The organism is Azospirillum sp. BE72 (assembly GCF_031455875.1).
Lineage (GTDB): Bacteria > Pseudomonadota > Alphaproteobacteria > Azospirillales > Azospirillaceae > Azospirillum.
The window spans coordinates 192,766-218,249 of record NZ_JAVDTO010000005.1; the positions used below are offsets into that span (position 1 = coordinate 192,766).

The 25,484-nt window shown below is 67.6% G+C and carries 24 protein-coding genes; 6 read left to right on the forward strand and 18 right to left on the reverse strand.

Going from position 1 to position 25,484, the window contains the following annotated elements:
- Positions 1 to 77: 77 nt before the first annotated feature.
- Positions 78 to 3,455 (reverse strand): maltose alpha-D-glucosyltransferase, encoded by a 3,378-nt coding sequence (gene treS, locus J2Y49_RS17165; RefSeq protein WP_310116075.1) that lies wholly within the window; start codon positions 3,453 to 3,455, stop codon positions 78 to 80.
- Positions 3,456 to 3,735: 280 nt separating this feature from the next.
- Positions 3,736 to 5,226 (reverse strand): PLP-dependent aminotransferase family protein, encoded by a 1,491-nt coding sequence (locus J2Y49_RS17170; protein ID WP_310116076.1) that lies wholly within the window; start codon positions 5,224 to 5,226, stop codon positions 3,736 to 3,738.
- 121 nt (positions 5,227 to 5,347) lie between these two features.
- On the opposite strand from J2Y49_RS17170, the gene J2Y49_RS17175 reads away from it, so the two are divergent.
- Complete coding sequence (locus tag J2Y49_RS17175) at positions 5,348 to 6,019, forward strand: pyridoxamine 5'-phosphate oxidase family protein (protein WP_310116077.1); 672 nt, start codon at positions 5,348 to 5,350, stop codon at positions 6,017 to 6,019.
- Positions 6,020 to 6,142: 123 nt separating this feature from the next.
- Here J2Y49_RS17175 and J2Y49_RS17180 read toward each other — a convergent pair whose 3' ends face one another.
- The 8 genes from J2Y49_RS17180 to J2Y49_RS17215 all read right to left on the reverse strand — a co-directional run bounded on the left by J2Y49_RS17180 (position 6,143) and on the right by J2Y49_RS17215 (position 12,172).
- Positions 6,143 to 6,739 carry an OmpA family protein gene (locus J2Y49_RS17180; RefSeq protein ID WP_149228278.1) on the reverse strand — a complete coding sequence of 199 codons (597 nt, stop codon included), beginning with the start codon at positions 6,737 to 6,739 and terminating at the stop codon, positions 6,143 to 6,145.
- Between the two features lie 170 nt (positions 6,740 to 6,909).
- Positions 6,910 to 7,446, reverse strand: a complete 537-nt coding sequence (locus J2Y49_RS17185) for a gamma carbonic anhydrase family protein (protein ID WP_111068422.1) — start codon at positions 7,444 to 7,446, stop codon at positions 6,910 to 6,912.
- Between the two features lie 166 nt (positions 7,447 to 7,612).
- The gene (argC, locus tag J2Y49_RS17190) at positions 7,613 to 8,689 is read right to left on the reverse strand and encodes an N-acetyl-gamma-glutamyl-phosphate reductase (protein WP_310116078.1); all 1,077 of its coding nucleotides are present in this window, start codon (positions 8,687 to 8,689) and stop codon (positions 7,613 to 7,615) included.
- Between the two features lie 123 nt (positions 8,690 to 8,812).
- Complete coding sequence (gene rpsI / locus J2Y49_RS17195) at positions 8,813 to 9,301, reverse strand: 30S ribosomal protein S9 (protein WP_014187881.1); 489 nt, start codon at positions 9,299 to 9,301, stop codon at positions 8,813 to 8,815.
- Between the two features lie 2 nt (positions 9,302 to 9,303).
- Positions 9,304 to 9,768 (reverse strand): 50S ribosomal protein L13, encoded by a 465-nt coding sequence (gene rplM / locus J2Y49_RS17200; RefSeq protein WP_194913026.1) that lies wholly within the window; start codon positions 9,766 to 9,768, stop codon positions 9,304 to 9,306.
- Positions 9,769 to 9,950: 182 nt separating this feature from the next.
- Positions 9,951 to 10,463 (reverse strand): PaaI family thioesterase, encoded by a 513-nt coding sequence (locus tag J2Y49_RS17205; RefSeq protein ID WP_310116079.1) that lies wholly within the window; start codon positions 10,461 to 10,463, stop codon positions 9,951 to 9,953.
- Positions 10,464 to 10,537: 74 nt separating this feature from the next.
- Entirely contained in the window at positions 10,538 to 11,299 is a 762-nt protein-coding gene (locus tag J2Y49_RS17210; RefSeq protein WP_310116080.1) for a glycine zipper 2TM domain-containing protein, read from the reverse strand.
- A gap of 351 nt (positions 11,300 to 11,650) precedes the next feature.
- Positions 11,651 to 12,172, reverse strand: a complete 522-nt coding sequence (locus tag J2Y49_RS17215) for a ferritin-like domain-containing protein (RefSeq protein ID WP_310116081.1) — start codon at positions 12,170 to 12,172, stop codon at positions 11,651 to 11,653.
- 202 nt (positions 12,173 to 12,374) lie between these two features.
- Between J2Y49_RS17215 and J2Y49_RS17220 the strand changes: the two genes are divergently transcribed.
- Positions 12,375 to 13,376, forward strand: coding sequence for a formylglycine-generating enzyme family protein (locus J2Y49_RS17220; protein ID WP_310116082.1), 1,002 nt, complete (start codon positions 12,375 to 12,377; stop codon positions 13,374 to 13,376).
- Between the two features lie 25 nt (positions 13,377 to 13,401).
- On the opposite strand, the gene J2Y49_RS17225 is transcribed toward J2Y49_RS17220, so the two are convergent.
- A complete protein-coding gene (locus J2Y49_RS17225; RefSeq protein WP_310116083.1) occupies positions 13,402 to 14,301 on the reverse strand; it encodes a LysR family transcriptional regulator in 900 nt (299 codons plus the stop codon).
- Between the two features lie 108 nt (positions 14,302 to 14,409).
- Between J2Y49_RS17225 and J2Y49_RS17230 the strand changes: the two genes are divergently transcribed.
- From J2Y49_RS17230 to J2Y49_RS17240, 3 genes are all read left to right on the forward strand, one after another.
- Entirely contained in the window at positions 14,410 to 15,054 is a 645-nt protein-coding gene (locus tag J2Y49_RS17230) for a glutathione S-transferase (RefSeq protein WP_310116084.1), read from the forward strand.
- A gap of 34 nt (positions 15,055 to 15,088) precedes the next feature.
- On the forward strand, positions 15,089 to 15,988 hold the full coding sequence (locus J2Y49_RS17235; protein ID WP_310116085.1) for a pyridoxamine 5'-phosphate oxidase family protein: 900 nt from the start codon (positions 15,089 to 15,091) through the stop codon (positions 15,986 to 15,988).
- An 83-nt stretch (positions 15,989 to 16,071) separates the two neighbouring features.
- Positions 16,072 to 16,953, forward strand: coding sequence for a 5'-nucleotidase, lipoprotein e(P4) family (locus J2Y49_RS17240; RefSeq protein WP_310116086.1), 882 nt, complete (start codon positions 16,072 to 16,074; stop codon positions 16,951 to 16,953).
- Between the two features lie 40 nt (positions 16,954 to 16,993).
- Here J2Y49_RS17240 and J2Y49_RS17245 read toward each other — a convergent pair whose 3' ends face one another.
- The 7 genes from J2Y49_RS17245 to urtA all read right to left on the reverse strand — a co-directional run bounded on the left by J2Y49_RS17245 (position 16,994) and on the right by urtA (position 23,592).
- Positions 16,994 to 17,146, reverse strand: coding sequence for a hypothetical protein (locus tag J2Y49_RS17245; RefSeq protein ID WP_188092578.1), 153 nt, complete (start codon positions 17,144 to 17,146; stop codon positions 16,994 to 16,996).
- 187 nt (positions 17,147 to 17,333) lie between these two features.
- Positions 17,334 to 17,729: a hypothetical protein gene (locus J2Y49_RS17250; RefSeq protein WP_310116087.1), complete on the reverse strand. Its 396-nt coding sequence runs from the start codon at positions 17,727 to 17,729 to the stop codon at positions 17,334 to 17,336.
- A gap of 112 nt (positions 17,730 to 17,841) precedes the next feature.
- Positions 17,842 to 18,537: an urea ABC transporter ATP-binding subunit UrtE gene (urtE, locus tag J2Y49_RS17255; RefSeq protein ID WP_108548032.1), complete on the reverse strand. Its 696-nt coding sequence runs from the start codon at positions 18,535 to 18,537 to the stop codon at positions 17,842 to 17,844.
- A gap of 14 nt (positions 18,538 to 18,551) precedes the next feature.
- Positions 18,552 to 19,298, reverse strand: coding sequence for an urea ABC transporter ATP-binding protein UrtD (gene urtD, locus J2Y49_RS17260; RefSeq protein ID WP_310116088.1), 747 nt, complete (start codon positions 19,296 to 19,298; stop codon positions 18,552 to 18,554).
- A gap of 3 nt (positions 19,299 to 19,301) precedes the next feature.
- Positions 19,302 to 20,465 (reverse strand): urea ABC transporter permease subunit UrtC, encoded by a 1,164-nt coding sequence (gene urtC / locus J2Y49_RS17265; protein WP_310116089.1) that lies wholly within the window; start codon positions 20,463 to 20,465, stop codon positions 19,302 to 19,304.
- A 4-nt stretch (positions 20,466 to 20,469) separates the two neighbouring features.
- Complete coding sequence (urtB, locus tag J2Y49_RS17270; protein ID WP_310116090.1) at positions 20,470 to 22,092, reverse strand: urea ABC transporter permease subunit UrtB; 1,623 nt, start codon at positions 22,090 to 22,092, stop codon at positions 20,470 to 20,472.
- A gap of 192 nt (positions 22,093 to 22,284) precedes the next feature.
- Positions 22,285 to 23,592: an urea ABC transporter substrate-binding protein gene (urtA, locus tag J2Y49_RS17275; RefSeq protein WP_310116091.1), complete on the reverse strand. Its 1,308-nt coding sequence runs from the start codon at positions 23,590 to 23,592 to the stop codon at positions 22,285 to 22,287.
- Between the two features lie 355 nt (positions 23,593 to 23,947).
- Here urtA and J2Y49_RS17280 point away from each other — a divergent pair, with 355 nt between their 5' ends.
- The gene (locus J2Y49_RS17280; RefSeq protein WP_310116092.1) at positions 23,948 to 25,453 is read left to right on the forward strand and encodes a L,D-transpeptidase family protein; all 1,506 of its coding nucleotides are present in this window, start codon (positions 23,948 to 23,950) and stop codon (positions 25,451 to 25,453) included.
- The last annotated feature ends 31 nt before the right edge of the window (positions 25,454 to 25,484 follow it).

The window sequence follows — 25,484 nt, forward strand, 5'->3', positions numbered from 1 at the left end:
GAGGTCGGCGGCCTTCTCCGCACGTGAACATACCCGCGGCGGTTTCGTCACACCATGCCCGCCGCGGATTTGGCCTTTCACCCCTTCGCGCCGTCCTCCCGTGCATCGTCGAGCAGCCCCAGCACGCCCTTGACCGGGATGCCGATCCAGTTGGGCCGGTTCGCCGCCTCGTAGCCGATCTCGTAGAAGGCCTTTTCCAACAGGAACAGGGTCAGCAGGCCGCGCGCGGCCTCATCGCCCGCCCCAGTCTCCGTGGGCCAGACCGGGCAACCCTCGATGGCCGTGCGGTAGCCGTCGAGGAAGGAGTCGATGCTGCGGCGTTCCCAGTCGAGGGCGGCAGCCAGCGCCGGGCTGTCACCGCTGTTGGCGCCCTCGCCCGCGCTGTCCAGCCGGAACAGCGCCGCCCAGGCGGCATAGTTGAAGGAGCGCAGCATGCCGGCCACGTCGCGCAGGGCGCTGGACTTGGCACGGCGTTCCTCCAGCGTCTTCGCCGGCTCGCCTTCGAAGTCCAGGATGTACCAGTCGTTCTGCGCCCGCACGACCTGACCCAGGTGATAGTCGCCGTGGATGCGGGTCTTGACGCCGTCGATCCGCATCCCCGCCAGCGCATCGAGCCGCCCCATCGCCTCGGCCCGGCGGGCCAGCAGCTGTTCGGCGTCGGCGCGCACGTCGGCAGGCAGACGGTCCAGCGTTCCGGGCAGGGCGGCGAAGGCGGCCTCCGCCTGGGCGCGGGCGGCATCGGCCCAACCCGCCACATCCTCGGCTGAGATCGGCTCCGGATCGAAGGCCGGCTTGCCGGTGGCCTGCGCCAGCGCGCGGTGCAGTTCGGCGGTGCGCTGCCCCAGCGTGGTCATCATCACAAGATGCATGCCGAAGGGCTGGCCCGCCTCCGCCGCGTCTTCGGTTGTGCCGGCGACGCCGAGGCGGATGTCCTCCAACTGGCGTTCCAGCTCCTCCACCGTGCTGGCCCAGCCGTCGCCCTGGTTGCGGACGAAGGCCTGCGCCACCGCCAGCGCGGTCGGCGTGCCGTCGGCTGCCACCTGCTCCACGGTGCCCAGCAGGGCCGGGGTGTTGGCGAAGCCGACCTCCGTCAGGAAGCGGCCCATCTCGACCTCGGGATGCTCGCCCTCCACCAGCCGGCGCAGGACCTTCAGCACGATCTGGCTGTCGACCAGGACGGAGGTGTTGCTCTGCTCTACGCCCAGTCGCCGCACCTCGGGCTCTTCCGACAGCTCGATGGCGGCCAGCGCGTCGGTGGCGGTGAAGCGGATGCTGCCGCTGCCGGCCATCCCCGGCGCCGACATCGCCTGCAGCGTCTCGCCGCGCCGCAGCGCCTCGATCAGGGCGAGCGCGAAGCTGTCCGCCTGCACCGCGTCATAGATGGCGCCGGTCCGGGGACCCCGCCGCACCTTGGCCAGCGTGTAGGGAAGCAGCGGCCAGCCGGTGCCGCCGGCCCCATTCTCCCAACTCATCGCCATCGGCAGGAAATAGCTCTGCTCGGCGGCATCGCCGTCTACGCCGACTCCGCTCAGGCCCACCTGGGTGCGGACCAGCATGAAGCCGTCGCCGGGGCCCGGCAGCTGGGCGGCCATGGTGACGTGCGACCGGGTGATCCGGCGGTCCTTGGCGGAGAACCAGCGCTGCTTGGGCAGGAAGGCCTGCAGGACGTCGCGGCCCAGCTCGTCCGCCGCCTTTCCGGTGGTCAGGCTGTGCCAGCCGTCGCGCACCACCACGGTCAGCAGGTCCGGCACCGGTTCCGGCGGGGTTTCGTGCCAGGTCGGCAGTTCCGCCTCCGCGGTCAGCGCGAACCAGTAGAAGCCATAGGCCGGCAGCGTCAGCAGATAGGGAAGGTCGCCGATCGGCGGGAAGACGGTGCGCCCCAGCAGTTCGACCGGAATGCGGCCCTTCCAGTTCTTCAGGTCCAGTTCCACCGCCTGGGCCGAGCGCGACAGGTTGGCGACGCACAGCGCGATCTCCGACCCGTTTTCCGTCTCCATGCAGCGGACATAGGCCAGCACCTTGCGGTTGCCGGGATAGAGCAGCGAGAAGCTGCCGCGGCCGAAGCTCTGGCGCTGCTTGCGCACCGCCACAAGGCGCTTCATCCAGTTCAGCAGCGAGGACGGGTTGCGCGCCTGCGCCTCCACATTGACGGCCATGAAGCCGTAGATCGGGTCGAGCACCGCCGGCAGATAGAGCCGCGCCGGGTCGGCGCGCGAGAAGCCGCCGTTGCGGTCGATCGACCATTGCATCGGCGTGCGCACGCCGTCGCGGTCGCCGAGATAGATGTTGTCGCCCATGCCGATCTCGTCGCCGTAGTAAAGCACAGGCGTGCCGGGCATCGACATCAGCAGGCTGTTCAGCAGCTCGATCTTGCGGCGGTCGTTCTCCAGCAGCGGCGCCAGGCGGCGGCGGATGCCGAGATTGATCCGCATGCGCCGGTCGGCGGCGTAGAAGTTCCACAGATAGTCGCGCTCGCTGTCGGTGACCATCTCCAGCGTCAGTTCATCGTGATTGCGCAGGAAGATGGCCCATTGGCAGTCCGCCGGGATGTCCGGGGTCTGGCGCATGATGTCGGCGATGGGATGCCGGTCCTCCATCGCCACCGCCATGTAGATGCGCGGCATCAGCGGGAAGTGGAAGGACATGTGGCATTCGTCGCCGCCCTTTTCCGGATCGCCGAAATAGGGCAGCACGTCCTCCGGCCACTGGTTGGCCTCGGCCAGCAGCATGCGGTCGGGGTATTCGGCGTCCAGCGCGGCGCGGATCGCCTTCAGGACGTCGTGGGTCTCCGGCAGATTCTCGTTGTTGGTGCCCTCGCGCTCCTTCAGGTAGGGAATGGCGTCGAGCCGCAGCCCGTCCACCCCGATGTCCAGCCAGAAGCGCATGACCTTCAGCACCTCCTCCAGAACCTCGGGATTGTCGAAGTTCAGGTCGGGCTGGTGCGAATAGAAGCGGTGCCAATAATAGGCGTTGGCGACCGGATCCCAGGTCCAGTTGGACTTTTCCGTGTCGCAGAAGATGATGCGCGTGCCCTGGTATTTCTGGTCGCTGTCGGACCAGACATAATAGTCGCGGTGGTTGGAGCCGGGAGGCGCCTCCCGCGCGCGCTGGAACCAGGGATGCTGGTCGGAGGTGTGGTTGATCACCAGTTCGGTGATCACCCTGAGGCCGCGGTTGTGGCATTCCTCCATGAAGCGCCGGAAGTCATCCAGGTTCCCGTAGGTCGGGTTGACCGAGGTGTAGTCGGCGATGTCATAGCCGTCGTCGCGCAGCGGGGACGGATAGAAGGGCAGAAGCCACACCGCCGTTACACCCAGATCCTGGATATAGTCCAGCTTCTGGGTCAGGCCGGCGAAATCGCCGATGCCGTCATTGTCGGCGTCGAAGAACGCCTTGATGTGCAGTTGGTAGATGACGGCGTCCTTGTACCAGAGCCGGTCCTGCCGATCGATCATGGGTCCAGCACTTTCGAGAAGCGATTGACGGAACACGTGTCGCGGGAACACGGGACGGAAACAAGCCACCCGCTCGAAGGTTTCACCCGGCGAGCCATCAGGCAACCCCTGACTTCCGGATATGCTCGACGGCAAAAGTCAGGGACCGCAACGGTCGGGAGCGTTTTCGAGCCGAAAGTCAAAATGCGCAACACTCCGGACTGGACATGGAGTGACGCGGAAGAGTTATCCAGGCGGGCCGATTGACACACCATCCGGAGCCCGCGATTTGGCCGACGACTCAATTGCAGTCATCGACGCACAACCGCGCCAGATCGCACACTGCGCGGTCGAGCGCCGCCGGATCATGGGCGGCGAAGCCGAGCAGCAGGCCGTTGCCGGCGATGCCGTCGGCGGCGCGATGGTAACTGGACAGCGGCGGCGTGGTCAGGCCGATGCGGGCGGCGCGATTGGCCAGGGCATGGTCGGGGCAGTCCGGCGGCAGGCGGAGCAGGACATGCATGCCGGCCTCCCCCGCCTCGGCCGTGGCGAAGCCGTCGAAGGCGCCTGCGATCGACTCCAGGATGGCGGTGCGCTTGGCAGCGTAGAGGGAGCGCATGGCCCGCAGGTGCGAGGCGAAATGACCGTCGGCGAGGAAACGGTGCAGGGCCGCCTGCGGCACCACGCTGGTTCCGCCGTCGAAATGGCGCCGCGCGGCGCGCACCGGCTCGACCAGATCGGGCGGCACCACGACATAGCCCAGCCGCAGCGCCGGGAACATCACCTTGCTGAAGCTGCCGACATAGATGACGCGCCCGGCGCCGTCCAACCCCTGGAGAGCGGCCAGCGGCGGACCGGCATAGCGGAACTCGCTGTCGTAATCGTCCTCGACGATCCAGGCGTCTCGGGCCGCCGCCCAGTCCAGCAGGCGCAGGCGCCGCGCGAGGCTCATGGTCACGCCCAAGGGGAACTGGTGGGAGGGGGTGACCAGCGCCAGCCGGGCGTCGGCACCGCGAGCCATGGCGGCCGCGACGTCGATCCCCTCCCCGTCCACCGGCACCGGGACCAGCCGTGCCCCGGCCCCCAGCAGGGCGGCGCGATTGCCGGGCCAACCCGGCTCCTCCACCCAGGCCTCGTCGCCAGGGTCGAGAAGCAGCTGCGCCAACAGCGCCAGCCCCTGCTGCGCGCCGGAGACGATGACGACCTGCTCCGGCTCGCAGCGGACGGCACGGACGGCGCGCAGATAGGCGGCGATCTCCGCCCGCAGCGGAGCGTAGCCCAGCAGGTCCGGCTCGGTCGCCAGCACCCGCCCGCCCTGGCGCCAGCAGCGTCCGAGAAGCTGCGCCCACAGGGCGAAGGGAAAAACGCCGAGATCCGGCGTGCCGAGCGCGAAGGGCTGCGCCACCCGGTCGCGGGCGATGGCCGGCGCCTCGGCCAAAATACGGCCGCGGACGGACAGGCCGACACCCCGGCGGACTTCGTCGCGGGCGGGAATGCTGCCGGGCGCCGCATCGGGAAGCGAGGCGGCGACGAAGGTGCCGGCCCCCACCCGCCCGGTGACGTAACCCTCCGCCAGCAGCGTGTCGTAGGCGGTCACCACCGTGTTGCGCGACAGCCCCCATTCGATGGCGAGCGCCCGGCTGGGCGGCAGCCTCTCTCCCGGGCGCAGCCGTCCGTCCAGCACCGCTTGACGCAGCGCGCGGTAGAGTTGGCGGTGTAGCGGCTCCGCCCCGTCGCGGTCGAGCGCCACCGGTCCAAGGCTGGACAGAACCGGAACTGCCGAACGGGCCATGACGGTCCTCCGTGGAGATGCGCGAATTGGTCCCTATCGAATCGGCATTCCGGACCTTTTGAGAGAGCCATTCTGCGGGCCATTCTGGGCCATCGCAACAGTTCCGGCCTTGAGCACGACCATGACCAGCCTTCTCGCGGATACCACCCCCGACTCCCCCGCCGCCCTGGCCCAGACCCCGCGCACCCGGCCTGTACGGCTGGGCGACCGCGGCAGCCATGACGTCGCTCTGATCCACGCCATCATCGACGAGGCGCCGATCTGCCACGTCGGCTTCGTCGACGACGCCATCAAGGGCCATGGTGCGCCCTCTCCCATGGTGATCCCGACGGTTCCCTGGCGCGTGGGGGACGAACTGATGATCCACGGCGCATCCTCCAGCCGGATGATCCGGCGGCTGCAGGAGGGGGGCGAGGCCTGCATCACCCTGTCGCTGATCGACGGCTGGGTGCTGGCGCGCTCGGCCTTCCATCACTCCGTCAATTACCGCTCGGTCATGCTGTTCGGCCGGCCGCGGCTGGTGATGGAGGAGGCGGAGAAGCGCGCCGCCCTGGATGCCCTGATGGAAAAGATCGAACCCGGCCGCAGCGCCAAGGTGCGGGCGCCCAATGTGCAGGAGCTGAAGGCCACATCCGTGCTGGCCTTCCCGATCGCCGAGGCGTCGGTCAAGCGGCGCTCCGGCCCGCCAAGCGACGATCCGGAGGATATGGCCCACCCGGTGTGGGCGGGCGTGGTGCCGCTGCGGCTGACCGCCGGGGCGCCGGAACAGGACCCGGCCCAGATCGCGGGCTGAGAGCGCACTGAAACGGAAAAAGGCCGCGACCGGGGAAGCCCGGCGCGGCCTTTTTCTTGCGGATTCTCCCGCAGGCGGGAAGGCCGTTCCGAAACCCCCGGCGCGGCCTCCTGCCAACCGTCCTTAGGACGACGGAGCGTTCAGCAGGCGCGGCAGGATCTGCGCACGACGGTTGGACGGCTCACGCACGTTCGGGCCGGTCTGGACCAGCAGCTGGCTCTCGCCCTTGCCTTCGGTCGTGATGTTGGCGGTCTGGATGCCCTTGGCAACCAGAGCCTTCTTGACCGCGTCGGCACGACGCAGCGACAGCTTCTGGTTGTAGGCCGGCGAGCCCGACGTGTCGGTGTGGCCGACGACGTGGATCTTGGCGCCACCGTTCTTCAGGATGGCCGACACCGCGTCACCGATCACGCGATCGGCGGCCGGGGTGATGGTCGACTTATCCCAGTCGAAGAACACCAGATATTCGCTCTGGACCGCAGCGACGGCGGCCGGAGCCGGAGCAGCGGCGGCCGGCGGGCACGGATAGCTGCCCTGATGGATGACGTAGCCGCCGTCACCGGTGCGGGCGGCGACGTTGCCCCAGCCGATGACCGGGTTGCACCACTCGGTGCCCTTGCCGACCAGGCTCGCGTCCTGGGCATTGGCGGCCGCCGACAGACCGAAAGCGACGATGGCGGCCGGGATGGCAGCCAGACCCGCGCGAACAATAGTCTTCATTGTCTTCACTCCCTTCCAGAACCCTTCCCCATCAGAGTGCCTGCGGGGGATGAACCTATCAATCGAAGCATCCGCCCATGTGCAAGCGCGGCAGCGACCATCCCAACATGTGGTGTGCGGTGGTGTTCCGACACCTCAGCCGATTGGCCGAACCGTACCTGTTCTTGGACCTATGCTCCACTTCCATAGCAGCTTTTCCGGTAGGTTTCCGCCAAATCCGTGTAACGGTGGCTGAGAACCGGAAAAACCGCGAGATCGCGCTCCGTCAGCTCGCGAACCGGTCTAGCAGGGCTGCCGGCCCACAAGAATCCGGACGTCACCCGCTTTCCGGGCGTCACCAGAGCACCGGCGGCGACCATCGCCCGCGACTCGACATAGGCCCCATCCAGGATGCAGGCCTTCATGCCGATGAAGCAGCCGTCTTCCAGCGTGCAGGCGTGCAGCAGCGCCATATGGCCGACGGTGATGTCGTCTCCGATGTAGGTGCCCTGCCCTTCAGAGGCCACGTGGATCACGGTGCCGTCCTGAATGTTGGTGCGAGCGCCGATTCGGACCTCGTTGACGTCTCCACGCACGGTGCAGCCGTACCAGATGCTGCTGTTCGCCCCGATCACGACATCACCGATCACCGCCGCCGTTTCCGCGATGAACGCGGTCGGGTCGATGGTGGGCAGGATGCCGTTGAAGGCGCGGACAAGGCCGGTCATCAGGTCGTACCGAAGTCGTGCATGACGGGCCGGATTGAAGCACCGTAAGGCTTAAGGCACCACCTGATTTCGCATTGACAGGGCAAAGCAAATCCCGATTGGTGCCTCTGTGCAACAGTGCGGACAGGGGGCCACAACGCTGTCACAGCCCCCTCGTGCCAACTTGTTACGGGAAAAGCGGCGCCTGATCGATGCCGGTGGTCTCGCCCAGACCCATCATGACGTTCATGTTCTGGATGGCCTGGCCCGAGGCGCCCTTCACCAGATTGTCGATCACCGACACGATGATGGCGCCGCGCGGGGTGCGGTCGGCGACCACGCCGATCAGATTGTGGTTGGACGCGCGGACATGGCGCGTCGCCGGAACCACGCCGGCCGGCGTCACGCCGACGAAGGGTTCGTCGGCATAGCGGGCGGCCAACGTCGCGCGCAGGTCGTCGGCGGTGACGCCGTCGGCCATGCGGACATAAATGGTCGCCATCATGCCGCGGTTCATCGGCACCAGATGCGGGGTGAAGGAGACGGTGACCGGCCGGCCGGCGGCCAGCCGCAGCTCCTGCTCGATCTCCGGCATGTGGCGGTGGTGGCCGACGCCATAGGCGTTGAAGCCCTCCGACACCTCGGTGAACAGGTTGGCCTGCTTGGCGTCGCGGCCGGCACCCGACACGCCGGACTTGGCGTCGATGATGATGCCGCCCGGCTCGATCTGGTTTTCCATCAGCAGCGGCAGCAGCGGCAGCAGCGAACAGGTCGGGTAGCAGCCCGGATTGGCCACCACCCGCGCCTTGCGCACGCCCTGGCGGTTGAATTCGGTCAGGCCGTAGGCGACCTCCTTCTGCAGGCCGACGGCGCGATGCTCATGCCCGTACCAGGTGGCGTATTCGGCCGGGTCGCTCAAACGGAAATCGGCGGACAGGTCGACCACCTTCAGCCCGCTGGGCAGGCCGGCGATCACCTCCTGCGTGGTGCCGTGCGGCAGGGCGCAGAAGATGAAGTCCAGGCCGTCCCACTTCAGCTGCTCGATCTTCACCAGATCGGGCAGGCCATAGCCGCCCAGATGCGGGAACACCTCCGCCATCGGCTTGCCGGCCTGTCGTTCGGCGGTCAGGGCGGCGATCTCGACGTTCGGGTGGCGCAGCAGCATGCGCACCAGTTCGGCGCCGGTGTAACCGGAAGCGCCCAGGATGCCGACGCGGATTTTCGAACCGCCGGGAGTGCTGCCCGGAATGCTGATCGAGGCCATGGAGGCGATGTCCTTCGCTTGACGGGAGGAACGCTTGATTGGTGATAGCCGGACAAAAAGAAAGGGGCGCCCCTTTCGGGACGCCCCTCGCTTGTACCGTAAAGCCGCGGGCCCGTGTAGGGATTAGCGCTTCGAGAACTGGAAGCTGCGGCGGGCCTTGGCGCGGCCGTACTTCTTACGCTCGACCGTACGGGCGTCGCGGGTCAGGAAGCCGGCGGCCTTCAGCGGCGGGCGCAGGGCCGGCTCGAAGTAGGTCAGCGCCTTGGAGATGCCGTGACGGACGGCACCGGCCTGGCCCGACAGACCGCCACCGGCGACGGTGGCGACGACGTCGAACTGGTCCAGACGCTCGGTCACGCCGAACGGCTGGGCGATCATCATGCGCAGCACCGGACGGGCGAAGTAGACCGACTGGTCGCGGCCGTTCACGGTGACCTTGCCGGTGCCCGGCTTGATCCACACGCGGGCGACGGCGTCCTTGCGCTTGCCGGTGGCGTAGGCGCGGCCCTGGGCGTCCAGCTTCGGAGCGGCCAGCTCTTCGGTGACGGTCGCGGTGGCGGCGGCGCCCGTCAGATCCTTAAGGCTGGAGAGGGTGGTGGTGACCTGAGCCATGCTTACGCGCTCCGCTTATTCTTCGGGTTCAGGGCGCCGATGTCGAGGGCGACCGGCTGCTGCGCATCGTGCGGATGCGTGGCGCCCTTGTAGACCTTGAGATGGGTCATCTGCTGACGGCCGAGCGGACCGCGCGGAACCATACGCTCCACGGCCTTCTCGATCACACGCTCCGGATACTTGCCGTCCAGGATCTGGCCCTTGGAACGGCCCTTGATCCCGCCCGGATAGCCGGTGTGCCAGTAGAAGATGTCGGCGTCGCGCTTGTTGCCGGTCAGCTTCACCTTCTCGGCATTGATCACGACGACATGGTCGCCGCAATCCATGTGCGGGGTGTAGGTCGGCTTGTTCTTGCCACGCAGGATGTTCGCCAGGATGCTGGCGAGCCGGCCGAGAACGAGGCCGTCGGCGTCGACGACGTACCACTTCTTCTCGATATCGGTCGGCTTCAGATTGAAGGTCTTCATCGCCACACTCGTTTCTTCGAATACGGATCGGCAGGCCGCCGAATCCGGGGCGCCGAAGCGGACGGCTTTCTACGGGCAGCGACACACCTCTGTCAACCGAAAAATTTCCCTTTTATATCAGCATCTTGCAAGAGAGGTAATCAGATACCGCGTCTCCAAACCCATTGATAATAAACAGATTTTTACGAGGCCCCATCTACACGGTAATGAGATACCGCAACGGTGACGGGATCGTGCGGGGGGATGGAGTAGGTGCCGGTGACATGCGCGACCGGCTCCGGATCGCCTTCGGAGAACAGCAGGATCTCGCCATAGGCCAGCCGCTTGCCCAGCTTCAGGACGCGCGCCTCGGCGATGATGGCGACGGGAGGCGGGCGGCGCAGGAAGTTGATGGTCATGCTGGTGGTCACCGCCAGTTCCACCCGCCCGATCAGGCTGAGCACCGCGCCATAGAGCGCCACATCGGCCAGCCCGAACATGGCAGGACCGGTGACGGTGCCGCCCGGCCGGACGAAATCGTCCTTGTAGGGCAGGCGCAGGCGGATCGTGCCGGCACCGAGGCTGTCGACGACGATACCGAAGTTGCCGACAAGGGGAACCCCCTCGCGGATCAACTCCTCCAACTCCTCCCTGGTCATGGCGGGAGCGGCGGGCGGAGTGGGGGCGGCGCTGTGTGCGGAATCGACGGCGGACATGGACCCTCGGCCGGTGATCTTACGGTTTGATCACCGGACTGTGCGCCATCCCGTCCATTCGGACAAGTATGGAGCTACTCGACAGGCTTCGCCTCGGCCGGAACTGGGTCGGCGGCGGGAGCGGACGCCGCCGGCACCGGGGCATTGCCGGCAGGAGCATTGTCGGTGGGGGCGGTCAGGCGGATGGGACCGCCGCCGCTGGACGGCGCGGGGCCGGCGGCGGATTCGGACGGGGCGGAGGCGGGGGGCGGGGCGAGCGGCACCGCCTTGATGTCCGATTTCGGCGTATCCGGCTTCGGAGGCTCCACCGCGGTCTCCGTCTTGGCCGAGTCGGCTTTGACCGGATCGGCCTTGGCGGCCGCGGAGTCGGCGGGCGACGAATAGTCGGGCACGATGCGGGCCTGGCTGCCGGTGATGACCAGAACCTTCTGACCGATGGGCAGCGGCTGCGGCTCCTTCTGGGTCAGAGACAGCAGGTCGCCGTTGGATTTGCGGACGATGTATTCCCAGCCGGTGGTGTCGCCGGCGATATGCTCAATCGCCGTGCCCAGCAGGCCGCCGATCGCCGTGCCGCCAACGGTGCCCAGCGCTGCGTTCATGCCGCCGGAGCCGACCTGCGCGCCCAGGATGCCGCCGGCCGCCCCGCCGCTGACGGCGCCGACCGTGCCGTTGGCGCTGATCGCCACCTGACGGAATCCGACCACGACCGCCGGCTCCACCTTGTTGGCCTGCTGGACCGCGCTGGAGGAGTAGGTGTTGGGCGAATAGTCGGAGGTGCAGCCCGCAAGACCGCCGGCCGCGGCGACGAACAGGCAAAGGGAAACCGATCTGAGCACGGGGGTGCCATCCATATTGAGACCCGTCCAGTCTCTTACGGCAAAGAAGCCCGACTCGTCACCGGGCAAAATCCGGACAAGGCCGGAAGGCTGCATTGCGATGCGGCTATGTCCGGTGACGGATCCTTGGCAACGGCCGCGCCCCTGCGCTGTTGGGAAGGCATCGTCACAACCGGGGGAAGCCACGGTGAACGATGCGGCCAAGGCCGGCGGCTCTAACAAGAAGACACCAGGCCCGATCTACGACGTCTGATTTCCTGCCGGCATCAAGGTATTGGCGCCGAAAGAAAACGGCCAGGGAAGAGCCTGTCTTCCCCGGCCGTTTTCCATGCAGTCGGATCGCGGCCGGCGTCAGCGGCCGGCGGTCTGGTCGGCAGCTTTCAGCGACAGGTATTTCAAGGTCAGGGTCGGCACATTCTCGATCACCCAGGACGCCATCGCCTCCTCCTCGCGCAGCGAGGTCTGCAGAAGCGGGACGGCGAAGGCGAAGTTGCCGGCATCCGCCACGGTCAGCAGCGACCGGTAGCTCGCCACCTCGAAATTCTCGAAGGCGTAGTTGGCGAAGGAGTTCTTGAGGATTTCGTCCTCGGCGAAGCTGTGGCCCAGCGCCGCCAGATTGCCCATGATCGACAGGGCGGTGTCCTTCAGGCCGGAATGGCTTTCCTGCAACTGGTCCAGGATCTGGTCGAGACGGGTGATCTGCGCCTCGGTCTCGCCACGGTGCATGCGCAGATGGTCGGCGACCTCCGGATAGTTCACCAGTCGGTCCAACTGGCGGTCCATCAGCGCAAGCGCCTGCTGTTCGACCGCGTGGGCGTTGCGCAGGCCGGTGACGAACAGCGCGCGCGTGAGGTCCGCGGGATAGGCAGCCATGAATGTCCTCCTTGTGGTGCGAATGCTCTGATGAACGCCTGCCGGTCCAACAGGGCTCCCACGCTTTCGACCCTCTACCGCTTTGGCACTAACCAGAAGGAACAGGTGGCGATCCCTTGGCCGCCGGATCGGCCCGGAGGTGCCCCGACAAGGACACGGACGCACGGTTGCCGGGGACGGATTGCACCTGGGAAATGACGGGATGATCGACAGCACCTCCCCCGCAAAAGACATCCCCGTCACGGGAATGGCCCTGCCCCGCTCGCTGGGCGCCGTGGCCGTCCTAATCCTTCTGCTGGCTGGGCTGACCGCCTGGCGCCGGGCCGAACCGGAGGATCTGACCGGCTGGCGCGCCGAACGGCTGGCCGCCTTCCAAGTCTGGCAGGCCGGAGGCGCGGCGCGCGAGATCTGGGACCATCCCGACGCGCCGGTGCTGGTGACGGTGCCGGCCGGCAGCTTCCTCCAGGGTTCGCCGGAGACGGAGGCGGAGCGTTTTCCGGGAGAAGCGATGCAGCGGCCGGCGACGATCCGGCACGCATTCGCCCTGGGCAAATACACGGTCACCCGTGGCGAGTACGCCCGCTTCGTCGAGGACAGCGGATACCGGTCGCGCACCGTCTGCCGCGGCTATGCCGGCGAAACCGAACTGCTGCCGCGCTGGCACTTCTCCTGGCGCCGTCCGGGATTCGACCAGACGAACGCCCACCCGGTGGTCTGCATCAGCTGGTACGATGCCAAGGCCTATGTGGACTGGCTCAGCCGCCGCACCGGCCACGCCTATCGCCTGCCGACGGAGGAGGAGTGGGAGTATGCGGCCCGTGCCGGCACCGCCACCGCCCGCTGGTGGGGCGACGACCCGGCGACGGGATGCGGCGCGGCGAACGGCGCCGACCTGACCGCCAAGGACCGCTTCACCGACTGGGAGGTGGCGGCCTGCCGCGACGGCGCCCTGTTCACCGCCCCGGTCGGCAGCTATCGGCCCAACGGCTTCAGCCTTTACGACATGCTGGGCAATGTCTGGCAATGGGTGGAGGATTGCGCGACGGACGGGTCCGCGGAGGCCGGAGAGGCTTGCCCGCGGCGGCGGATGCGCGGCGGGTCGTGGCACAGCCACCCGCGCTACATCCGCTCCGCCGTGCAGCGGGAGAACGAGGCCGAAATCGGCTTTGCCGCCTACGGATTCCGCGTCGTCCGCGATCCCTGACGGTCTTCCTGCCGAAGCACCGCGGTCACCGGTGCAGCACGGCCAGCGCCGACAGCCCCTGCACCGCATGGTCGAGGAAGGCGCGCACCCGGCCGGGCATCAGCCGCGCCGTCGGCAGCACGACATGGACCGGCAGCGGCACCGGCTCGGCATGCGGCATCAGGCGCACGAGGGTTCCGGCGGCGATGTCGTCGGCCGCCTGATAGGACAGTGGCCGGGCGATGCCGTGCCCGTCGCGCGCGGCAAGCAGGGCCGGCTCGATGTGACTGACCGCCAGCCGCGGGGAGACCCGCACCACCCGCTCCCGCCCGTCGACCAGAAAGCGCCAGTCCGGCGGACCGGGCCGGGCGGTCGACAGGATGATGTCGTGGCCGGCCAGATCCTCCGGCATCGAGGGCGTGCCGCGCCGCTCCAGATAGCCGGGGCTGGCGACCAGATAGCGCGCGACCTGCCCCACCCGCCGGGCGACGAGGCCGGAGTCGGGCAGCGGGCCGATGCGGATCGCGACGTCCAATTCCTCCTCGATCAGGTCGAGATTGCCGTCGGACAGCACCAGCTCGACCCGGATGTCGGGGAAGGCACGCATGAAGTCGAGGACCAGCGGCGTCACATGCTTGCGCCCGAACATCACCGGAGCGGTGACGCGCAGCCGCCCGCGCACCGGCCGGTCGGTGCCGGTGGCGGCCAGCGCCTCGTCATAATCGGCCAGCAGCCGGCGCGCCTGCTCCGCCAACCGACGCCCGGCATCGGTGGGGGAGAGGTTGCGGGTGGTGCGCTCGATCAGCCGCAGGCCGAGCCGCTCCTCCAGCCCCGACAGGGCGCGGGTAACGGCGGGGGCAGACCGGCGCAGCCGCTTGGCCGCACCGGCGAGGCTGCCGGCCTCCAGGATCGCGACGAAGATCGCCAGTTCGTCCAGCCGGTCCACAATTATTCCGATTTCTGAAAGAGTGCCTTTTGATCAAAGCGCATTCCTGCGCGGAGACGCAAGTGGTTGGCTGTGGGCATCCGCGATCCAGCAAGGAGGTGCCTTCCCATGAGCCTCAACACCGAACCCGCCATCACGCTCTACGGCATGCGTCTGTCGGGTCACGTCCACCGGGTGGAAGCGTTCCTGAACATCCTCGGCCTGCCCCACCACTATGTCGAAACCGACGCCGACCGGCGGCGGTCGGACGCCTTCCTCGCCCTGAACCCGCTCGGACAGATCCCGGTGCTGGTCGACGGCGACCTCGTCCTGCCGGACTCCACCGCCATCCTGGTCTATCTCGCCGACCGCTACGACGGTTCCGGCCTGTGGAATCCGAAGGCGCCGGAAGAGGCGGCGCGGGTGCAGCGCTGGCTGTCGATCGCATCCGGCGACCTGCGCTTCGGGCCGGCGCTGGCGCGCATCCTGACGCTCTGGGGCGGGGCCGGTTCGCTGACCGATGCGCAGAGGGTCGCGGAGCGCGTTTTGCGCTTCATGGACGGGCATCTGGCCAGCCGCGACTGGCTGGCGGCGGAGCGGCCGACCATCGCCGACATCGCCTGCTACGCCTATGTCGCCCGCGCCCCGGAAGGCCGCATCCCGCTCGATCCCTATCCGGCGGTCCGCCGCTGGCTGGAACGGGTGGAGGCGATCCCGGCGCTGACACCGATGCCCCAGAGCGCCATTCCGAGCGCCATTCCGCAATCTGCCTGAACGCCTTCGCCATTCCGATAAAAGGAGCACGGGCATGAACCAGGACCGCATCCCCTATCCCTTCCATCCCGGCGAGCGGGAGGCGCAGGCGCGGGCCGGGTTCCGCGTGCCGTCGGCGCCGATCCGCGATCGGCTGATCTCCCAACACCAGGAGTTCTATCCGCTGCTGCCCTGGCTGCTGGTCGCCGCACGGGACGAAGCGGGCGACCCGTCAGCCGGCGTGCTGACCGGCGCCCCCGGCTTCGTCGCCGCGGCCGATCCGCAGACGCTGTGGGTGCGGCCGCATGTTGGCGCGTGGCAGCCCTGGCCGGCCGGACCGGCGGTGGGGGAGCCGGTGGCGGCGCTGGGCATCGACCTCGGCACCCGGCGACGCAACCGCGTGAACGGGCGGGTGGCGGCACGCGACGGGATGGCCTTTGCGATAGGGGTGGAAGAGAGCTTCGGCAACTGCCCGCAATACATCCATGTCCGCCGGGTGGAGGCCGCACCCCCCTCCCCCGCCGGAGCGGTGGAAGCACTGTCGGGATTGGACGGCGAGGCACGGCGCCTGATCGGTGCGGCGGACACCGCCTTCGTCGCCTCCGCCTCGTCGGCGGGGAAGGACGGCCGGCTGGACGTGTCGCACCGGGGCGGGCCGGCGGGCTTCATCCGCGTCGACGGCGACCGGCTGATCGTGCCGGACTATGCCGGCAACCGCTATTTCAAAACGCTGGGCAACATGGTGCTGAACCCGCGCGCCGGGTTGCTGCTGGTCGATGTCGCCAGCGGCGACGTGCTGCACCTGACCGGGTCGGTCGGCATCGATTGGCAGCCCGACCCCGAACTCCCCCACGCACAGCGAAGCTGGAGCCTGCATGTGGAGCGCGGGTGGCGGCGGAAGGCCGCGATCCCGTTGCGTTGGACCCGGTTGGAGGACGGTAGCGGGACACCCTGACGCAAGCGTTACTGGACCATCGCCAAGCACCCGAAACTGTGCTTCGATGACGGTTCCATGACACTTGATGGATGGGTGTGTCGATGCGCAAATCCGCCTGTTCCGGGCGCTGGTCGCTGCTGCCCGGTGCGGTTGTCCTCTCCCTTCTCGCCGGCCCAGCCATTGCCGCCGATCCGGCTACGCAGGGTCCGGTGCCCCAGAACGACCTGCTGAACGCCGAGCTGTGGATGCAGCGCTCGGTCGAATACAAGGCCAACGCGCTGGCGGTCTATGCGCTGGGCAAAATCCAGTTGGACAAGGCGCTGGCCGACAGGAACTGGACCGCGGCGACCGAGCAGGCCGGCAATTACCAGGATCTGCCGCCGGCCGTTGTGCTGGACCTGGACGAAACGGCGATGGACAACTCCGCCTATCAGACCGGGCTCGTGACCACCGGCACCGACTTCTCGCCCAAGACCTGGGATGCCTGGGTGAAGGCGGAAAAGGCGACGGCGGTGCCGGGCGCGGTGGAGTTCACCCAGTATGCCGAGTCGAAGGGCGTCAAGGTTTTCTACGTCACCAACCGCAGCGCCGACCAGGAAGAGCCGACCCGCCGCAACGCGCAGGCTTTGGGATTCCCGATTGGCGGCAACGTCGATACCTTCCTGATGTCCAAGGAAAAGCCCGACTGGGGTTCGGCCAAGAGCACGCGGCGCGCGGCCATTGCCAAGGATTACCGGATCGTCCTGCTGTTCGGCGACAATTTCGGCGACTTCTCCGACGCCTACAACGGCAGCGACGCGGAGCGGCTGAAGGCTTATGAAGCGGCGAAGGAGCGTTTCGGGCGCGACTGGCTGATGCTGGCCAATCCCGGCTACGGCTCGTTCGAGAGTGCGCCCTACGGTCATAATTTCAAACTCTCGGCCGACGAGAAGCGGGCCAAGAAGGTCGGTGCGCTGGAACCGTGGGTGGCACCCACTCAGTAGGTACGTGAAGGATGGGGGTGCGCCGTTCTGAGACGAACTCTCAGAAGATCAGGCGCACCGCCTGCACGATCACCACCCACGGCGCGCCGATCATCACCGTCCACACGGCCAGACGCGGCAACCCGCGCATCTTGCGGATTTTCGGCTCGGCGGACGGGGCGGCTTCGAAAGAGGTGGCGTTGTAGATCGACATGGCCTGCTGCTCCATGAGCAAGATGACGTTGACGCCATCATGCAGTTACGATCCTTAACGACCATTAAAGAGCGCGGCCTGCGAAGTCGACGTTTGCGCATTACCTCGACCGGGTAAGCATACTCCCGGCGAATGTCGCGTCGCGGCGCTGAGCGACAGTCGCCGCGACGCCGCGATGGAACGGACGTTACGGCTTCGCCACGTGCCAGACGTTGTTCACACCGTCACCGGTGGTGTCGCCGGGCTTGGCATCCTTGGCCCAGGTATAGAGCGGCTTGCCGTCGTAGGCCCATTGCTTGGATCCATCGTCGCGGGTGACGACGGTGTATTTGCCCATCGGCTTGGCGGAGGCGGGAGCCATCAGCGGCGGCCAGTTCGTCGCGCAAGGGCCGTTGCAGGCCGACTTGCCTGCCGTATCCTTGTCGAAGACGTAGAGCGTCATGCCCTTCGCGTCGGTCAGGACGGGACCCATCGCGGTCTTCCCCATCATGGCCGGTTCCTTGTCCTGAGCGAAGGCCGGGGCGGCGAACAGGACGGCGCCCAGGCCGACGGCGGCGACGGTAGCGCGGATTGCGGACTTCATTGCGCGGTTCCTCCCGAAACAAGCCCGCCGGACGGCAGGCCCGATGGACCAAGGACGCAATGGAAGGCCGAATATTCCGCAGTTAACCGGCCGAAGATCGCCGCCATCGGCATTATACCGTCAGATATTTGCGCACCTCCTGCTCGTCCAGGCCGCTGCGCGGGCCGGACAGCATCACCTCGCCACGCTCCATCACCACCCAGTCGTCGGCAAGGTCGCGGGCGAAGTCGAAATACTGCTCCACCAGCAGGATCGCCATGGTGCCCTTGTCGCGCAGGTAAGAGATGGCGCGGCCGATGTCCTTGATGATGGAGGGCTGGATACCCTCGGTCGGCTCGTCCAGCACCAGCAGGCGCGGGCGGGTCACCAGGGCGCGACCGATGGCGAGCTGCTGCTGCTGCCCGCCCGACAAATCGCCGCCACGGCGGTCCAGCATGGATTTCAGGACCGGAAACAGCTCGAACACTTCGTCGGGGATGGAGCGTTGCGACCGCGGCAGCGGGGCGTAGCCGGTCAGCAGGTTTTCCCGCACCGTCAGCAGCGGGAAAATCTCGCGCCCCTGCGGCACATAGGCGATGCCGCGGCGCGCCCGGTCGGCCGGTGCCATCTTCGTCACGTCGGCGCCGTCCCAGCCGATGGAACCGCCGGACACCGGCTTCAGCCCGACGATGGCGCGCAGCAGGCTGGATTTGCCGACGCCGTTGCGGCCGACCAGACAGGTGACCTTGCCGATTTCGGCCTTCATGGAAACGCCGCGCAGGGCCTGGGCGGCGCCGTAATGCAGATCGAGAGAACGAATATCCAGCATCATGGGGTCTCCCGTCAGCGGCCGAGATAGGTGTCGATGACCTGGCTGTTGGCGCTGACCGAGTCCAGCGAGCCTTCGGCCAGCACGGAGCCTTCGGCCAGCACCGTCACCTTGACGCCGAGGGCGCGGACGAAGCTCATGTCATGCTCCACCACGATCACCGAATGCTTGCCGGCGATGCTGCACAGCAGTTCCGCCGTCTGTTCGGTCTCGGCGTCGGTCATGCCGGCCACCGGCTCGTCCACCAGCAGAAGCTTGGGGTCCTGGGCCAGCAGCATGCCGATCTCCAGCCACTGCTTCTGCCCGTGCGACAGGCTGCCGGCCTGGCGGCTGCGCAAGGGCGACAGACGGGTGATGTCCAGGATCTCCTCGATCCGGGCGCGGTCGTCGCGGCTGATGGCGTAGGTCAGCGTCTTCAACGGCCGGCGCGGCGCCTTCAACGCCAGTTCGAGGTTGTCCCACACAGTGTGCGGTTCGAAGACGGTCGGGCGCTGGAACTTGCGGCCGATGCCGAGGTTGGCGATGGCCGCCTCGCGCAGGCGGGTCAGGTCGGTGGCGCCCTCGAACAGGATGGTGCCGGTGTCGGGGCGGGTCTTGCCGGTGATGACGTCCATCATGGTGGTCTTGCCGGCGCCGTTGGGGCCGATGATCGCCCGCATCTCGCCAGGCATCATCACCAGAGACAGGCTGTTCAGCGCCTTGAAGCCGTCGAAGCTGACCGACACGCCGTCGAGATAGAGAAGGGTCGATTCCGCGCTCATGGGTCAGGCTCCCTTCTGGCCAGCGGTCTGGTTTGCGGTTTGGGCGTTGGGGAGGGAGGCCGTCTTGTTGCGGCGCGGCAGCTTCGCGGTCAGTTGGCCCCACAGCCCGAGCAGGCCCTTGGGCAGGAAGAGTGTGACCGCCACGAACAGGCCGCCGAGCGCGAACAGCCACAGCTCCGGCAGGGCGCCGGTGAAATAGCTCTTGCCCATGTTGACCAGCACCGCGCCCAGGATGCCGCCGGCCAGCGTGCCGCGCCCGCCGACCGCGACCCAGATCACCGCCTCGATCGAACTGGCCGGGGCGAACTCCGACGGGTTGATGATGCCGACCTGCGGGACGTAGAGGGCACCCGCGACGCCGGCCATGCAGGCCGACAGGGTCCAGGCGAACAGCTTGTAGCTTTCCGTGTCGTAGCCCATGAAGCGGACGCGGCTCTCGGCGTCGCGCAATGCCACCAGCACCTTGCCCAGCTTGGACGCGATGACGCCGGACGCAATCATGTAGGAGAACGCCAGCGCCGCCACCGTCGCCACGAACAGCGCGACGCGGGTGGTGTCGGCCTGGATGTCGTAGCCGAGAATGTCCTTGAAGTCGGTCAGGCCGTTGTTGCCGCCGAAGCCCATGTCGTTGCGGAAGAAGGCCAGCAGCAGAGCAAAGGTCAGCGCCTGGGTGATGATGGACAGGTAGACGCCGGTGACGCGGCTGCGGAAGGCGAACCAGCCGAAGGCGAAGGCCAGGGCACCCGGCACCGCCAGCACCATCAGCGCCGCGAACCAGAACTGGTCGAAACCCCACCAGTACCAGGGCAGCTCCGTCCAGTTCAGGAACACCATGAAGTCGGGCAGCTCCGGGTTGCCATAGACGCCGCGCGGGCCGATCTGCCGCATCAGGTACATGCCCATGGCATAGCCGCCGAGCGCGAAGAAAGCGGCATGGCCGAGCGACAGGATGCCGCAATAGCCCCACACCAGATCGAGCGCCAGCGCCAGCAGCGCGAAGCACAGGTATTTGCCCAGCAGCGAGACGGTGAAGACCGACAGGTGGAAGGGCGAGTCCGCCGGCACCCACAGCGTCATCACCGGAACCGCCACCGCCAGGAATGCGAGGATCGTCAGAACGATTCCGGCCTTGCGGTCCAGCCCCATCAGGAAAAAGCGCAGCAGCATCGGATCAGGCCTCCACCGCGCGGCCCTTCAGCGCGAACAGGCCGCGCGGACGCCGTTGGATGAACAGGATGATGAAGATCAGCACCAGGATCTTGCCCAGCACGGCACCGGCATAGGGTTCGAGGAACTTGTTGATGGAGCCCAGCGTCAGCGCGCCGACCAGCGTGCCCCACAGGTTGCCCACCCCGCCGAACACCACGACCATGAAGCTGTCGATGATGTAGCCCTGCCCCAGGTTCGGGCTGACATTGTCGATCTGGCTCAGCGCCACCCCGGCCAGCCCGGCGATGCCGGAGCCGAGCCCGAAGGTCAGCGCATCGACCCGCGCGGTGCGGATGCCCATGGCGTTGGCCATCGGCCGGTTCTGCGTCACCGCCCGGATCGACAGGCCGAACCAGGTGCGCTTCAGCGCCACCAGCAGGGCCGCGAAGACGGTAAAGGCGAAGATGACGATCCACAGCCGTCCATAGGTGATGGTCAGGCCGCCCAGTTCGAAGGCGCCGGACATCCAACTGGGTGCCCCCACCTCGCGGTTGGTCGGGCCGAAGATGCTGCGCACCGCCTGCTGCAGCGCCAGCGACAGGCCCCAGGTGGCGAGCAGCGTTTCCAGCGGACGGCCGTAGAGCCAGCGGATCACACTGCGCTCGATGACGATGCCGACGCCGCCGGACACGAGGAAAGCGGCGGGCAGCGCCACCAGGATCGACAGGTCGAACAGGCCGGGAGCGTAGGCGCGGAAGGCTTCCTGCACCAGGAAGGTGGTGTAGGCGCCGATCATCACCATCTCGCCATGGGCCATGTTGATGACGCCCATCACGCCGAAGGTGACGGCAAGGCCAATGGCGGCCAGCAGCAGCACCGAGCCCAGCGACAGCCCGTACCAGAGATTCTGCAAGGCGGCCCAGAAGGCCAGTTTCTGTTCCAGGGTGGAGACGGCGGCGGCGGCAGACCGCTTGGTGACATCCGACGCGCCGGAGCCGGCGACCATGTTCAGCAGCACCAGCGCGTCGCGGTCGCCGCGGGCGGTCAGCGTGTCGGTCGCCGACTGGATTTCGGCATCGCTCATCTTCGACGCGGCCTCGCCGGTCAGCAGGATGGCGGCGCGCGCCTGCTCCATGGCGGCGCGGACACCCTTGTCCTGTTCCTTGGCGATGGCGGCGTTCAACGTTTCCAGCGCCTGGGCGTCGCGGCTCTTGAACACCGCATCGGCGGCGTAGCGGCGGACGCCGGCATCCGGGCTCATCAGGGTGAGGGCGCCAAGCGAGGCGCTGATGGCACGGCGGAGCGCATTGTTGATGCGGATCTTCTCGACCGCGGCGGCCGGCGCATCGCCGAGGGCGGCGCGGGTCAGCGGGTCGGTCAGGGTATAGGTGTCACCGGCCTTGCGGGCGATGACGACGGCGCCATCGGCCTTGCGTACGAAGAGGTCGCCGGCCTGGAGCGCCTCGATCACCGGCACGGCGGCCGGGTCGCCGGCCTCCGACAATTGCGCCAGGGCCTTTTCGGTTCCGGAATAGCCGCCGCTGCCCAGGGCCTGGACGAGAGGACGGAGGTCGGCGGCGAATGCGGCGGTCGATGTGGCGACCACCACACAGAGCGCCATCAGCCAGCGGAGAGCGCGTCGCATCGCGGGTCCTTCGGTGCGGGGGCTTACAGACGTGCGACGCTTGCCCCCACCCTAGCCCTCCCCCGCTCTCGGCGGGGGAGGGGATCTCTCCCTCCCCTGCGTCGGACCGACCTTCGGTCGGCCGAGAGCGGGGGAGGGTCGGGGTGGGGGCAAGCGTCGCGACCACTCAAATCAGAGGACGGACACCAGCCCTCAGGTCCCCTTGCCGCCGCACTTGCCGGTCTTCACGTTGAAGTTGCCGCAGGACATCGGCTTGCGCCAGTCGGCGATCAGGTCCTTGCTGTCCGGCAGGAAGTCCGACCACTCGTCGCCCGGGACGAGGCCCGAGGTCTTGGAGACGACGTCGAACTGGCCGTTCTCCTGCACTTCGCCGATCAGGACCGGCTTGGTGATGTGGTGGTTCGGCAGCATCGCCGAATAGCCGCCGGTCAGGTTGGGCACGGCCACGCCGACCATGGCGTCGATGACCTTGTCCGGCTCGGTCGTGCCGGCCGCCTCGACCGCCTTCACCCACATGTTGAAGCCGATGTAGTGGGCTTCCATCGGGTCGTTGGTGACGCGCTTGTCGTTCTTGGTGTAGGCCTTCCAGGCCTTGATGAAGTCGCTGTTCGACGGCGTCTCCACCGACTGGAAGTAGTTCCAGGCGGCCAGATGGCCCAGCAGCGGCTTGGTGTCGATGCCGGCCAGCTCTTCCTCGCCGACGGAGAAGGCGACGACCGGGATGTCCTGCGCCTTCACGCCCTGGTTGCCCAGTTCCTTGTAGAAGGGAACGTTGGCGTCGCCGTTGATGGTGGAGACGACGGCGGTCTTCTTGCCGGCCGACCCGAACTTCTTGATGTCCGCCACGATCGACTGCCAGTCGGAATGACCGAATGGCGTGTAGTTGATCATGATGTCCTCGGGCTTGACGCCCTTGCTCTTCAGGTAGGCTTCGAGGATCTTGTTGGTCGTGCGCGGATAGACGTAGTCGGTGCCGGCCAGCACCCACCGCTGGACCTTCTCCTTCTCCATCAGGTAATCGACGGCCGGGACCGCCTGCTGGTTGGGGGCGGCGCCGGTGTAGAAGACGTTGCGGGAGGACTCCTCGCCCTCATACTGGACCGGGTAGAAGAGGATGTTGTTCAGCTCCTCGAACACCGGCAGCACCGACTTGCGGCTGACCGAGGTCCAGCAGCCGAACACGGCCGACACCTTGTCCTTGCTGATCAGCTCGCGCGCCTTCTCGGCGAACAGCGGCCAGTTGGAGGCCGGATCGACCACCACCGGCTCCAGCTTCTTGCCCAGCAGGCCGCCCTTCTTGTTCTGCTCGTCGATCAGCATCAGCATGACGTCCTTCAACGTCGTCTCGCTGATCGCCATCGTGCCGGACAGGGAATGCAGGATGCCCACCTTGATCGTGTCCTGCGCCATCGCCGGCGCGGACATCGCCGCCATCGCACCCATGGCCAGACCGGCCAGCGCGCTGATCCCGAAGCTCGACGTCAGTTGCTTGGTCCGCATGAAGTTGCCCCCTTCCATTGGCACCCCGGTTGTTCCGGGGCTTCGCCACATCGTCGGAAGAAAGGCTACCGCGCATGCGAAAGACCGTATCTACGTCAAATGACACATACGGCCACGCCTCAGCATTTCCAGCGGTACCGCCGACGGCGGTTCGGAATAAAACCGATGCGGCGGCGTCCACCTGTCTGATGAAGGCGTGTAACGAAGACGGCCTCCCGCGAGTGACGGGGCGATGCACGGGAGCAACAGTGTGAACAGCAGAGCTGACGACACCAAATGTCGCTTGCGGATCCCGGATGGCTGGCTGAAGGATACAGCGCTCGATCCTATCCGTTCACGTTCCGGTCCCATCGCCATGCATGATCACCGCCGCCTGATCTCCCGCCGCGCCGCCGCCCTCTGCATGGTCGGCGGGCTGGTCGGCGTCATCCTGAGCGGTCCTGCCCTGGCCGCACCGCAGAAGGAGGCGGCGCAGGCCGCCAAGCCTCCGCTGGTCGCCGGCTGGGCCGCGGCGCTGGAACGGCGCGCGTTGGAAATCCAGAACGCGCCCAAGGCGCAAGCCACCCGCATCGGCTATGGCGCCGTCGTCAAGAAAGGCGACGGCGGCATGATCGAGAGCGTCGCCCCGGCGGTGGAGCTGCCGCCGGCGGAGGTCCAGCAGGCCCAGGCCCCCACCCTGCCCGGCCTGGAGCCGGTGGAACCGGCGCCACCGGTCGTGATCACCGTGCGCTCGCCGCTGGCCGACCGCGTCGGCCGGGTGTCGCGCCGCCTGATCGAACTGGGCTTCCTGCCCGCCGACAAGTGGACCGACAGCTTCAACGACGAAGTCGAGACCGCCGTGCGCGCCTTCCAGCTTGCGGAAGGGCTGCAGCCCGACGGCAAGGTCGGCGAGGTGACGCGCCAGGCGATGGACCGCACGCCCGCCCAGACCGTCGCACTTCTGCGCCGCGCCTCGGCGGCGATGCGGGCGCAGCAGGCCTCCATCCCCGAGACCACCGTTCTGGTCAACCTGCCCGGCCAGTCGGTCACCCTGATCGAGCACGGCCGCCCGAGCTTCACCATGCGCGCGGTGGTCGGCCGGCCGTCGCGCAAGACGCCGCTGCTGCAGGACAAGATCACCAGCGTCACCATCAACCCGACCTGGACAGTTCCGCCGACGGTGCTGAGCGAGGACAAGCTGCCGGCCCTGCGCAAAAAGGGCACCACCGGCATCAAGAACGCCGCCGTCTATCTGGACGGGACGGAGGTCGTCAACACGCAGTCGGTCAACTGGTGGGGGGTCGATCCCGGCCGCGTCCGCATCGTCCAGAAGCCGGGCGACGACAACGCGCTTGGCCGCTTCCGCTTCAACCTGACCAACGGCGACGGCATCTTCCTGCACGGCACCAACGATCCGAGGCTGTTCAGCCGCGACCTGCGCGCCGCCAGCTCCGGCTGCGTGCGGCTGGAGGATGCCCGGATGATGGCGGAAACGCTGCTCGGGGCCGCGAAGATCACGCCGGCCAGCATCGGCCAGCAGCTCGACACCGGGGAAACCAAGACGATCCGGCTGCCGAACGCCATCCCCGTACGATTCGTCTATTGGAACGCCTCGGTCGACACCGCCGGCGTGGTGCGCGTCCATCCCGACATCTACGAGGATCCGCCCACCCTTTCCACCCCGGCCGGCCAGTCTGGTTCGGCGGCTCCGGCGATGTCGGCCAATCCGGCAGGCAACACCGCCGCCACCCCGGTGTCGACGCCGCGCCCGCTGTCCAAGCCGGCGCCGCTGCCGGTCCCGGCCGCCCATGCGCCGACTCCGCTGTCCTCCGCCTCGGTCCCGGCACCGGTCAAGCCGCTGCCGGCATCGACGGGGATGTGAGAAGAGAGTTTCCCTCTCCCGGGGCGGGAGA